7 protein-coding genes and 1 tRNA gene are annotated in these 11,790 nt (G+C 37.2%); 4 read left to right on the top strand and 4 right to left on the bottom strand.

Features of this window, described 5'->3' with window-relative positions:
- Positions 1 to 330: 330 nt before the first annotated feature.
- Positions 331 to 855, bottom strand: coding sequence for a helix-turn-helix domain-containing protein (locus T429_RS0103700; protein WP_005774988.1), 525 nt, complete (start codon positions 853 to 855; stop codon positions 331 to 333).
- Between the two features lie 937 nt (positions 856 to 1,792).
- Between T429_RS0103700 and T429_RS0103685 the strand changes: the two genes are divergently transcribed.
- Positions 1,793 to 2,062 carry a hypothetical protein gene (locus T429_RS0103685; protein ID WP_005774987.1) on the top strand — a complete coding sequence of 90 codons (270 nt, stop codon included), beginning with the start codon at positions 1,793 to 1,795 and terminating at the stop codon, positions 2,060 to 2,062.
- Between the two features lie 317 nt (positions 2,063 to 2,379).
- On the opposite strand, the gene T429_RS0103680 is transcribed toward T429_RS0103685, so the two are convergent.
- Complete coding sequence (locus tag T429_RS0103680) at positions 2,380 to 3,588, bottom strand: MFS transporter (protein ID WP_005774986.1); 1,209 nt, start codon at positions 3,586 to 3,588, stop codon at positions 2,380 to 2,382.
- A 622-nt stretch (positions 3,589 to 4,210) separates the two neighbouring features.
- Between T429_RS0103680 and T429_RS0103675 the strand changes: the two genes are divergently transcribed.
- From T429_RS0103675 to T429_RS0103665, 3 genes are all read left to right on the top strand, one after another.
- Positions 4,211 to 4,987, top strand: coding sequence for a class I SAM-dependent methyltransferase (locus T429_RS0103675; protein ID WP_005774486.1), 777 nt, complete (start codon positions 4,211 to 4,213; stop codon positions 4,985 to 4,987).
- Between the two features lie 508 nt (positions 4,988 to 5,495).
- Complete coding sequence (locus tag T429_RS0103670) at positions 5,496 to 6,731, top strand: MFS transporter (protein WP_005774485.1); 1,236 nt, start codon at positions 5,496 to 5,498, stop codon at positions 6,729 to 6,731.
- Positions 6,728 to 7,933, top strand: coding sequence for an ATP-grasp domain-containing protein (locus T429_RS0103665; RefSeq protein WP_005774484.1), 1,206 nt, complete (start codon positions 6,728 to 6,730; stop codon positions 7,931 to 7,933). Before T429_RS0103670 ends, T429_RS0103665 begins: the two co-directional genes overlap by 4 nt.
- A 173-nt stretch (positions 7,934 to 8,106) precedes the next feature.
- Here the strand turns inward: T429_RS0103665 and T429_RS0103660 are convergent.
- A tRNA-Ser gene (locus T429_RS0103660) sits at positions 8,107 to 8,196 on the bottom strand.
- A gap of 425 nt (positions 8,197 to 8,621) precedes the next feature.
- Positions 8,622 to 11,153, bottom strand: coding sequence for a phosphoenolpyruvate--protein phosphotransferase (gene ptsP, locus T429_RS0103655; RefSeq protein WP_005774482.1), 2,532 nt, complete (start codon positions 11,151 to 11,153; stop codon positions 8,622 to 8,624).
- Positions 11,154 to 11,790 lie beyond the last annotated feature (637 nt).

The following is an 11,790-nucleotide window of genomic DNA, read 5'->3' as shown; positions in this document are numbered from 1 at the left end:
AAAATAATTTTTTATAAATTTGCAAAAATACTTCTTATGAAAGACAAAAAGTGTTTTTTTATAACAGTTGTGCTTATCTGTATGAAAATTATAACTTTTTAGACTTATTTTATAATCTAGTAGATTATGCCCCTTATGAAACCTCATTCTTTGTTATGAGATAACCTATTTTAAAGGATTGTGATTTTCATAAGAAATATAGAATATTGAAAAAATTAAAAAGAAAATACTTTATAACTTATTGTTTTTATATATATTTTTATCACTCAATGCGTTTTTCTTCAAACTGATTTTATAGCAGAAGAGAATTTTATTTTAGAAGGCTGTAATTCATATGCCTTGGGGCATTTTATGTGCCTTTTCAGATTCGATTTTGCGCTTTAAATGCAATTTTAAAAGTGGCAAAGTGGCTTCTACTTCTTCCATATCATTGAGATTTTCAATAAGCTCTTGCAATTTTCCGTAAAGCTCTGCTGCTAATTCCGCAACATCTTCAGGAGAAAGTGTTATGTTTGCATCATGATACGTTGTATAAGCTAAATATCCAAGCTTTTTCATTAAACCAGCAGGGATTGCTTGCGCTTTTAAACCTGCCGCTTTTGCCTTTGCCATATCTGAAAACATCTCTCCATTACCCGTTACAAGCCAATCTAATGAAACACCGCAAATTTCTTGATATTTGGATAGCGCAGAGGCTGTAGGTTCACTGATCCCCGTTTCATAAGTTCCTATAGAGCCAGCAGTAATACCAAGATGTTCAGCAAACTGCTTACGCTCTGTGAAACCAAGAGCGTGACGCACTTCACGAAAACGTTTTGCCAACTCAGTTTTAGGTTTTGCTTCCGGACGAGCCAAAAAATTACTCCAAAATCAATATAATTATTTATTCAACAATTATATTGATTTATATCTATCGTTACTGCTCTTAGAAAAAAGCAGTTATCACATACATAACCCCACAAAAACGGATGTTACAGCATCCATTTAAGCAGGAGCGAAAATTATGACAATTACACAAAAAATGCGACCGCCATAGTATTTTGCCAAGCCCTCACTCTCATCCCCCTAGGCAAAACGCGTGAAAGTTTACCAAATATCGACCTTCAGTGTCAAAAACATTTGGGCACCCTCTCATGAAAAAACAATACCTGCCATGGCCAATTGTATGCCTATTGAGCAAAGTTCTTATCAACGGCTCTCTCAAAAAGTGCAGTCATATGTCTCACAGCAGTAAAAACCCATGTGGTTCTCTCCATTGCGTGCTGTGCACTATATCACTGAAATCTTATTACAAAAACATGCAAATGCGCTTCTCATAGTTTTTTATAAGATAAAAGGTTTATCAATGTCTAAAACTCAATATAAAAAAGGCAAAATAATTTCACTTCTGCAAAAAACGAGATTATTACACATTCTTAAAAAGCTGAACGTTTACAAACCTTGCCTGCTTATTGTAGATATTAATGGTACTGATTTAACTGTGATTGGCAATAGACAGAGTATTTGGTGTATTGCCAAATATTCTTTCTGTGCGCAAATTAAAAGCCTTTTGGCAATGTATTTTAAATGTTATAAGTTCTATAGAAAACATTGCCATCTATATTTACAATTAGGTGCTTCAAAATCTTGGAGTGATAAAGTTTTTAATAGGCATTGATTTAAAAGTGCATATTTCGCAGAAAATTGATAAAATCATGAGGTTCGTATATATGGCAACTCTGAGTGATAATAGTGGAGTGATCTTTAAACAAAACAAAGCTGCACAAAAAGCCGTAACGTGGGGGAATTTAGCATGACCTCTTTATGCGGTAAGGAATTATCCGATACACTGGTTGGTCTTTATGACGACTATCAACGTGGTTTTGACATTGGAGAAGAGCTTAAATTGTGTGTGGATTTAGCTTTATCTCTTGAATTGGAACTCAGTATTCTCCGTTTAAGTGAAACAGATGCGCTTTTAAAAAAAGAGATTGTGCAAACCTTGAATCGTCGCAGAAGTGTTCATTCCAATGAGGATGAAATTGATGCAATTTTTCGTATGGATTTTGAAAAACAAAAATAATGTAATATTCTTCCCGTATGATAGAGCACTTTGACTTTCTGCTGTGCTTAAACCAAAAAACTTTTAAGGAACTTTAAAGTGTTGCGTCCTTGTCTCTTTACTAAAGTCCGGTGAATTAAAAAACCGCATAAACCCTTGTTGGTCATCATCAAAAAATAAAGAATATTTTATAACAAAATAAACCTATGCTTGCTTCATTAAAAGCAGCCATACTTTCGCATTTTCTCACCCCCCCTTTAAAAGCAAAATATGAAATATGCCCCCTCGTAAATGTTTATAAAATAGCATATAGCTTTACTGCACTTCAATGTAATTTATCATTTTTCATGTTTATAAAACAGTACGATAAGCATCCCAATAAGCGCAACAATACTTTGAAGAAAATATATCAATTGAGGTGATATGCTGCTGCTATCGCTTGCCATAATGAGATAGACTCCGAGGATAAAGCATCCAGACAAACCATTAAAACTTGCCTGCAATCTTCCTTGGTATTCAGGATCACAAGAGAGTTGCGATAAAGAAATTGAAAGAGCCCAACTCGAAAGTCCAAATCCAATCATAAAGTAAATAGGAAAAACAACAAAAATGTGTGTATTAACAGACAAAATAGCAAGTCCAATAGCCATAACAGCTAATAAAAATGCCAAGGTTTTTCTTATGGATAAAATTTTGCAAAGAAGTGGCGAAAGAAGCGCTCCTGTCAATACGCCCATAGAATAAAGCGCCTCAAATATTGCAAAGGTCCCACTATCCGTGCTTAAGACCTCTTGTGTATAAGGAACTAGAATAACAGGGATGGTCATTAAAAGCATTGTAATAATCATCTGGCTTATATAAGGCATAAAAAGAACCGGATTCCGCTTAAAATAATGAAGGGATGCTCTATAACTTTTCCACCAATTTTGCTTACTTTGATTTTTAGATCTACGGTTTTTAGGTACCTTCATTGCAAAGTTAAACAAACCAGCAATAATAAAAAATATACCACCTATTAGAAGAGTTCCTTTTGTTCCTACACAGGCAAGTATAAATCCACTAAACCCCATACCAATGATCATTCCAAGTTCATAGACCATATCAATGGTTGCATTTGCATTGATAAGCTGTTTTTGGGGAATAATACTTTGGATTAAAGGAATAGCTGATGGCATATAAAAAGAAATAAAAATACCCAACAAAGCAGATAAGATCATCAAATCAATTTCTATACCCAATTGCCAAAGTATACTCCACCCAACAATCACCAAACCTCTGACAAGATTTGAAATGATAATCTGCGCTTTACGATTATATTTATCTGCCAATACGCCTAAAATAGGTGCAAAAATAATGCTCGGCATCCAGAGAAAAAACATCAAAAGCGCTACACCACGAATTGAATTCGTTTGACTGTAAGCAAGCCACGATAATGCAATATAATTGAGCCCACTTCCAAATGTAGCAAACAAACCGCTCAAGGTAAAATAGAGGAAAGTTCTATTCTTGAATAAAGCAGCGCGTTCTTTCAAATTTGCAACGAACATAAATTATCCCCTTGTACACATGTCATTCAGGATGCAATATAACCACATTTAAAAACATATATTTAGCTCTTATTTTAGTTCACTAAATTTAAAGAAACAAAATTTCTCATTTTGTTAGAGCCTGATTAATTTTTTATGAAAAGAAAACGCTCTAGGTATCATATCGGGTAATCTTAACATACTGAAGATTCATAAATATTTCTCTTCTCATTAACGGTTATATTGGTGCCATAGACGTAAAATAGTAACGCTGAAATCAATTATTTTAACTGTAATAACGATAAAGCGAATAGGTGATCTCATTTTTACGATAGAGGATTTGGGATTAATCGTTTCCACAAGAAAGTTATAAATTTTATGCTCATAAAAGACTTTCAAGAGGTAATCGCACCAGAAGTGAGACAGATTTTTAGAGGAATATATGGAATCTCGGCGTGATTTTTGCAAAGATAATTGACTTTTAAAATGCCTCATTTGAGGCAGAAGAAAAAGTAAATATTAACCCTATAGAATGGCACAAAGAGCAACCCGCAAAACTCCTTGGAAATTTATACTTGACATAATTGGACAAAGGAGAGCTTCTTTATGTACAGTGCAATTCGTGAGGGGAGGACCAGACCAGATGCTAAAGACCATTCAACCGCAAAGTGAAAAATTTGATGGATTGGCTGGTGATTATGATCGCTATCGTCCACGCTATCCCCTCAGCTTATTTAAAATCATGCTGCTTCCTTTTAAAGATAAAAAACATTTGTCCATTGTGGATGTAGGAGCTGGAACAGGCATCGCATTAGAGGGAATTGTCAAACTTCTAGGCAATGAACATCAATATCATGCGATCGATGTCTCAGTAGATATGATTAAGCAGGGGAAAAGAAAATTTCCTTTTGTGCAGTGGTATCACGGTAAAGCAGAAAGCCTCTTGCCTCAAATCGGCAAGGTTGATCTTGTTGTTGCGGCACAAGCGTTTCAGTGGATGGATCGCCCTCTATTGCTTAGCACTGTCTCAAGCCAACTTCGCGCTGGAGGCGTCATGGCAGTTATTCAAAACAATCGCAATTTTCAAAATAGTCAATTTCTAGCTGCTTATGAAACATTATTAGAGGAGATGAGCCCTCACTATTCCCGTTATTATCGTAATTTTGATTTTTTACAAGAAATGCGTGATGGCCTTGGAGCCAATCCAGAAAAGGTTGCTTTACATACACAAAATTGGACGATGACAATCCCCTCCGAAGCTTTTATAGGTATGAGCCGCTCTTCAACGCAAGCGCAACGCGCCATTGCTAAACACGGAGAAGAATATTTGCAGCAATTGATTACACTGACAAAACAATATGAAATGCAGGGAAATTTGGAACTTTTATATCGAAGTGAACTCTACATCTATACAAAATAATCTTACATCTATGGTTCTCTCCATTATCTTTTAACGCGTTATAATATTCTAAAACAATGGAGTCATCCTCCCCCAATTGGTTGTATAAAAAGCCACCTAAAGCTGCACTCACGTGCCTCAATCTAAGACTATTATTAATTTCTGTCCGTTAATGAGGGGTTTTTGCCATCTTAAAATCCAAGCTTATCGTGGTAATGATCAAGAATAACCCCGCAACCTTGCATTAAACAGAGATACTCTTGAGAATACAAAATATAGCTCTCAAAAATAGTTGTGCTTATCATCCAGTAAAGTAACCCTTTATCAAAAGAGTACAACTGCAAAAGACGTAGTAAAAATACTAGCCGCCCCCGCTAATCAAATTTCTGAAAATGACTATCATTACAATAAATATCAGCATTCAACTTTACATCATGCCCCTATCGAAACAACTTGACCTGTCCAATAATAGATGTACTAACTGTTTATGAACATGTGTACCGATTATAATATTGCGTGTTTTTAAGAGATGGCAACATGGGGGGGTGATGTGCGCAAACAGCTAATGTTTCGGTTTTATGGGCTTGTTGTTCTGCTCTATTTTTCTGATATGGTGCTCTTCTTAAGTAACCTTTGGAATGCTTATCGCATAACATCCTCATCGATTTTTTTAGGGATAACCATGGCTTTGGGGACCCTTACACCCTACCTTTTGAAAAAAAGTGGTCTTGTACACATTAAAGCCTCGCTGCGATTGAAAGATTTATACAAAAGACGGATTGTCATCTATAGCCTTCTTTTGTTGATCGCTCTGTTTCATTATGTCGACTCCCCTTTGGGTTTTATTGCGGTCTCTATCTCTATTGGTTATCTCTCTTTGATCACCTTAAGTACACTGGAAACTTATAATACTAAACTCGCGCTTAGTGGTTATATTAGCGCCCAAAAAGCTTCCCGCATTATGCAAACAGTGGTGCAGATTGGTGCCTTTTTGGGAGCAGCATTGAGTGGTTATCTCTTAGAAGCCACCAGCCCACAAGGAGCAGCAGCTGAAATCGGCTATAATGGTTTGATTGCAGCTATTTGTGTGTTTGACATTATTATAAGCCTTGTTGCTGGATATATCATCTTTCGCGATGAATATAGTACCGAGTGCACTACAAATGGCTTGTCACCTGCCACCAATAAAGAACCAATACTTATACAGCAAGCAGATAGGCTTTCCCAAGAACTTAAATTTTTATGCATCTGCATAGGCCTTATTGGCTTTCACATTTGCGCCTATAATACACTAGCAACCATTCTTTTTCAGAGTGTGAAAGATTTTGGCTCTGAATATTATGGACTGTGCAGTGCAGTTGCAGGTGTGGGCGCTTTTTTGGCTGCTTTTATCAAAATCCCGCGCTTTGAATTCATCTTCCCAGCCCTTATGTTGGGTTTAGCTGATCTTATTTTTAGCACCACACAATCACCTTATTTGGCTGTGGCCTTTTGCTTTTTTATTGGCTTTTCGATGAATACCATGCGGATTAACGCCCGCAAACATATGATTGAAGCAACAAAAACAGAAACTCAAGCAGAGCTGGTGGGAAGCTATAGTGGCATGCTTTATACGCTCTCCCAATCGGCGGGTTATGTTATTCTTGGTCTTCTTACAAGCTCTGCTCTTATGGGCCCCCAAGCAGCCATTTATCTTCTCCCCCTTATCGGGCTGATAATCTTTATCTATGTTCTTTTTTTTTCATCACAGCGGGGCAAAGCATGAGCAAAACCATTCTTATTGTCGATCCTTTCTCCACGGGTGCTCTCTATGCCCCTGCTTTGCAAAAATTGGGCTATACCTGTTACGGTGTTATCTCTCAACCAGCTCCCTTTTCACACTTTATGCTCTCTTATCAAGGTGAAGGCATGGCAGAAGCAAAACTTCATAGTATCGATGAGATAAAAAAACGCTTTCCTATCGGCACAATAAAAGCTGTAGTAGCAGGTGCTGAACGAGGAATTTATTGTGCAGAGCAATTGGCTGATTATTATGGTTGTCCTGGAAACAACCCCTTGACCACCGATTGGCGGCGGAAAAAAGCAGCAATGCAAAGGTGCCTTTATGAAAATGGTTTATCTTATATAAGGTCAAAGATTCTTACAAAAGGCGATTGTACTCTTGATGATTTTGAAAGCCCCAGCGGCTATGTGATAAAGCCAAACGATTCTGCTGGGAGTGATGGTGTTTTGTTTTTCTCTAGCCGTGAAGAAGTGGCAGCGTGGATTTCTGAGATTGATTGGACACAGAAAAATATTTTTGGCACACCTAACGAGGCTTATTTGCTTCAAGAAAGATTGGAAGGAGAAGAATACATCGTAGATGCCATTGTAAAGGGAGAGGCTATAAAAATATGCGCTTTATCGCGATATAAAAAGGGTATCCATAATGGAAGTGCTTTTGTTTATGAATCGCTTGATGTGCTTGATGCTCAAGCCCCCCTTTATACCGCTCTGATCTCTTATGCAAAAAAGTGCATTCGCGCGGTAGGGATTGAATATGGACCTGTGCATATGGAAATCATGCAAACCACCCGCGGCCCAGTGATGATCGAAGTAGGAGCTCGCCTCCACGGAGGAATTGCACCCACTTTGTTTGCGCATTGCTATGAAGACGATTTACTTGACAGCTCCGTTAACCTTATTGCAGGAAAGTTTTCGCCAACACCAAGCCGTTTTAAGAAAAAAGGGCGTATTATCTTTCTTATCAACAAGATCGATGGTCATATTATAAAAGATGTTAACCTGTGGAAGCAAAAGCTTCATTCTTGGAGAAATGTGGTTCATTTTATGCTCTTCTTTAAAGAAAACGAGCCTCTACCCTTAACCATCGATTTAAATACCTGCCCAGCCATTATAGCAATTTTGGGACAGAGTGATGATGAATTATCGACTCTGGAAAAGATAATTCGTAGTAATTTTTTATAGAGAAAACAGCAGTTGGAAATAATAAAAAAGCCTAAAAATGTTGAATTTACAAAGCTATGCCTTAAAGCTTATGAAAATCTATTTAAGGTGACAAGATAAATAAAAAAATACATCAACAAAATCAAAGCAAAAAAACCTTGAACTTTTATATAACCCATTGATTTTACGATTAATGGCGGAGAGAGAGGGATTCGAACCCTCGATATGGTTTCCCATATACACGCGTTCCAGGCGTGCGCCTTCAACCACTCGGCCACCTCTCCAGAAGTCTCGCACTATACCCAGAAAGAAATAACGTGCAAGCCTAAATTATACATTCAAAATTCAAAAAACGATTTTATCCATAAAAATAAAATGTGATACTTATTGATAACAACTCCCCCCTCTTTTTTAAAGAAGAAAAATTTTTGAAATCACAAGCATACCTGCTCTCTCACGAAAAAATACTCTCTTCAAATTGAAGATGCTCCCTATTTTTTTAAGTAAAGTATTACGCACCATCACCAACCCGTTATCATTCATAGTATCTAACAATCAACAGGAACAATAACTGTACAATTCTATTTTACTCTTTAATATTAAAGCATAGGATAGAATAAACTTTCTTCTAAAAAAAACGATTTATAACATGGTTTTTGAGCGAAACTGCTAAGATTGTACGCGCTCTCTTCCCCTTAAAGCGCCCCTATCACCTTATATCATCCTTAAGAGCGCGTACAGCGCGTGCAGTTTCACATTGTAGTGCTTTTTGTGCTAAAATTTTCATCTCTTCAAAACTATGAGTTTGCAAACACGCCTTTACTGGAGAAATATCGCAAGATATCATAGAAAGCTCATTAATTCCCAATCCCGTCAAAATCATTGCACCAAAAGGATCTCCAGCGACACCACCGCATACACTAACCCAACATTTATGTTGTGCGGCTCCCTGAATAGTCTGATAAATCATACGCAAAACTGCTGGATCAAGACTATCCGCTTCAGACACAAGATACGGATTTTGCCGATCAACTGCCATTGTATATTGTGTTAAGTCGTTGGTTCCAATTGAGAAAAAATCAACATGAGCACCCAACACATCTGCCATAATAGCTGCTGCTGGAACTTCAATCATAATACCAAGTTTTAATTTTGGTGCATCAATATCATTGCGGATTTCTTCTGCAATCTTTTTTATGGTAACAATCTCTGAAACAGACATCACCATCGGAAACACAATCCATAAATCTCCGCCCTCTTTTGCTGCTCGATACAAAGCACGTAATTGCGGAACCAAAAGATCGCGCCGACGTAACAAAAGCCGTGTTCCTCGAACACCTAAAAAAGGATTATCTTCCTTAGATAAATGTAAATGCGTAACCTGTTTATCCCCACCAATATCAAGCGCCCGAATAATTAATGGCTTATCTCCTACAGCTGCAATCATCGCCCGATATATATCAAATTGGACCTCTTCATCCGGAATATGCGGATTCTCTAAAAATAAAAATTCTGTGCGCATCAGTCCAATACCTTCAGCCCCCGAATCAAACGCAACAGGAACCTGATTTGCATAATTGACATTAGCCATGATACGAATTCTTTGACCATCTGTCGTTTGTACTGGTAATCGAGACGCACTTATCTCACTAACACGCTTTTGTGCAACACTATCAATATGCCTTTGAGCATCTTCAACATCTTCATGCGTAGGATCAAGGTAAATGAACCCGTTATCACCATCAATAATAGCCTGAATATCAGACTGAACCGTTAAAATATCATCACCTACAGCAACAACCATCGGAATACCAAGCGTACGCGCCAAAATAGCTGTATGAGAGAGTGGACCTCCCCATGCTGTTACTAATCCTTTTAGTTTTATACCATCAAGTTGTGCGACATCAGAAGGAGAAAGATCATTTGTAACCAGAATAACACCACTTGGAATATCATTTAAAAAGAAGGATCTATAGGATGGATTTATTTCACCTAAAACACGACGACCAACATCAATTAAATTAACCGCACGTGCTGCTAATAAAGGATTATCCACCTTAGAAAACATATCTGAAAATTGCCGAACCGCTCTATCCCAAGACCAAGCAACACCATGACCTTCTGCTATAAAACGACAAGCTTGAGCTATGAGATTTTCATCTTCCAGCAAAACCATTTGCGCAGAAAAAATCGCAGCAGAATCCGTTCCCATACGCACTGTAATATCAGAAATCACCGATGCCAATTTATGTTTTGTTTTTGTAAGAGCATTTTCAAGACATGCTGCACCAACTGCAAAATCAATTGGCTGATCTATTATGGAAATATCATTTTGCCTTAAAACAAAAATCTTACCAAACGCTAACCCCGAACTTGCTCCAACACCAGAAATGCCTTTTTGCATGGAACGTGGATACCAACCATGAAAAGTCTTTGTTTGAGATTCTATTTCTCTTACCACGCATTTTTCACTAATACTTACCTTTTTTACAATAGCAATGGCATCATTGAGAAGTTGTGCTCCTTCTACAGCATCTGTAGAAAAAATCAGAACATCACCATTTTTTACGCCTAATTGTAATAACCCAACCAAATTTTTCATTTCAACGGCATATTGACCATGGCGAACTCTGATAGAGTTTTGAATTTTTTTCGCAAAATCAACCCAAAGAGAAGCTGGTCGCGCATGCAGACCACTTGGATAATCTAAAGTCCATTCCTGACACACCGAAAGATCACCAAGAAAAGTTTCTTCTTGCTTTATATCCTGATAAAACAAAGTTGTAACAATTTGCTGTTTGTCCGTAGTTGTCGCAAGTACTTCAAGTTGTTTTTTATCAAATAAAAGAGACGTCAATTTTTTGCAAATTTCTCTATAACGATCTGGACACGCTGCAATGGCAATAATCAAATGTGCTTTCTTTCCATCCTGCCACTCAACACCAGCAGGAACCTGTATAACAGCAATGGCATCCTTGATAATTAAATCACAATTTTCAACCAAGCCATGAGGAATGGCTATACCATTCCCAAGCCAAGTATTCGTTATTTCTTCACGTGCAAGCATGCTTTCCAGATAGCACTTGTCAACTGCGCCAACCTGCACAAGCAACTCAGCAGCAGCATAAATTGCATCATTTTTATGATTAAAAGCAGCTGCAAGTTGTACAGATTTGATAGACAAGATTTCACCCTCGGTCAAATCTACATTCATTGCTTCTGCTTTCTCAAATCCCATCATGAATTCAAACTGCCTCACACTCGAATACAAATATCCCTGATAAATTTCATTTCAAAGCCCCATTTTCAAAAATACAAGAGGTATATATCATCACGATTTTTTGTTTCACGCAATTCAATAGAGCTAAGTGAGGTGCTTAAGTACCTCAATATAACCTATAAAACAATTGGATACTATAATCCCGCGGGTTGCTTAAGCCATCATAAGCAAATCTGATTCTTAACTCTTACTTTACAAAGACAAAACCTCAATTTTTACAGCCCCAATCACCTGAAAAACTATGTTTTTAAAACGCTCCCTTTATCCCAAGTTATTCAACATAACTTACTATTATTCTCCCTATAAGAAAGCATCCTTTTCAATCATCTGTAACTCAGCTAACAGTTTAACTCTTCCTCCAAACTGATTTAATTTACTGTGTCCCTCTTATGAATTTATTACACCATTAAAATGACTCTATACAACTTATTATCTTTAAAATTCTATGCAACTCGCCCTACGATACTCATCCACCAATTATGTAACAGTGATATATTTTAAGCTAATCCTTTGCTTCAATCAATATCGCAAACACATAATGCTCTCTGTTACACATTTGCAAAGAACGCACATCCCCCAACACCATCATCTGTCACGA

It is taken from the genome of Bartonella elizabethae F9251 = ATCC 49927 (genome assembly GCF_000518165.1).
Lineage (GTDB): Bacteria > Pseudomonadota > Alphaproteobacteria > Rhizobiales > Rhizobiaceae > Bartonella > Bartonella elizabethae.
The sequence above is the reverse complement of the archived record's forward strand: the minus strand, read 5'-3'. Positions and strand labels throughout refer to the sequence as shown.

What these genes read in the sequence shown, in the direction of transcription:
- ptsP (WP_005774482.1), bottom strand. Translation starts at nt 11,153, where the DNA reads ATGATGGGATTTGAGAAAGCAGAAGCAATGAATGTAGATTTGACCGAG.
- T429_RS0103680 (WP_005774986.1), bottom strand. Translation starts at nt 3,588, where the DNA reads ATGTTCGTTGCAAATTTGAAAGAACGCGCTGCTTTATTCAAGAATAGA.
- T429_RS0103675 (WP_005774486.1), top strand. Translation starts at nt 4,211, where the DNA reads ATGCTAAAGACCATTCAACCGCAAAGTGAAAAATTTGATGGATTGGCT.
- T429_RS0103685 (WP_005774987.1), top strand. Translation starts at nt 1,793, where the DNA reads ATGACCTCTTTATGCGGTAAGGAATTATCCGATACACTGGTTGGTCTT.
- T429_RS0103665 (WP_005774484.1), top strand. Translation starts at nt 6,728, where the DNA reads ATGAGCAAAACCATTCTTATTGTCGATCCTTTCTCCACGGGTGCTCTC.
- T429_RS0103670 (WP_005774485.1), top strand. Translation starts at nt 5,496, where the DNA reads ATGGCAACATGGGGGGGTGATGTGCGCAAACAGCTAATGTTTCGGTTT.